This window comes from Acidisoma sp. 7E03, assembly GCF_054665075.1.
In genome coordinates this window covers 1-609 of record NZ_BAAFHE010000067.1, presented here as the reverse complement: position 1 = coordinate 609, position 609 = coordinate 1, and the positions used below count along the sequence as shown (strand labels likewise).

1 protein-coding gene is annotated in these 609 nt (G+C 63.5%); it reads right to left on the bottom strand.

Features of this window, described 5'->3' with window-relative positions; translation table 11 throughout:
- Positions 1–532 (bottom strand): sensor histidine kinase (locus tag ACYQ6W_RS22705; protein ID WP_459678583.1); only part of this gene is annotated, 532 nt, incomplete at its 3' end.
- Positions 533–609: the final 77 nt, after the last annotated feature.

The following is a 609-nucleotide window of genomic DNA, read 5'->3' as shown; positions in this document are numbered from 1 at the left end:
TCGCGCGGAAGCCCGGGCTCAACCGCTCGAAGCGGAGGCGCGCCGCATGCAGCTCGGCAACCGCAGAGACGAGGCTGAGACCCAGCCCGTTGCCCGGCGTGGTCCGGCTTCGATCTGCGCGATAAAAGCGATCGGCAAGATACGGCAGGTCGGCTGCCGTGACGCCGGGACCGTCATCCTCCACGGTCAGCTGGATATCCTGCCCGGCCGGCACGGCAAGTCTGATGCGCACGACGGTACCGCGGGGCGTATGGCGGAGTGCATTTTCCAACAGATTGGCGATTGCCTGCGTTAGCAGCTCCTTGTCGCCGCTTAGATGGATGGCAGGTTGGATCTGGGCCCGGATGTGATGGCCCGCATCCTCAAAATCTGGCCGATAGGCATCGACCACCGCGTCCAGCACCGCACTGAGATCGAGTGTGCGAAAGCTCGCGCGGGGCGATGCCCCCTCGACCTGCGCGATGCGTAGCAAGGCAGAAAAGGTCTCCATCAGCCCGTTCGCCTCGCGCAGCGCTGCCTCTACCGCCTCCATCTGTCCCTGATGAGTTACAGAGCCCTCTCGGATACTTTCAAGCTTCTGATAAAGACGGGAGAGCGGCGTGCGCAAAT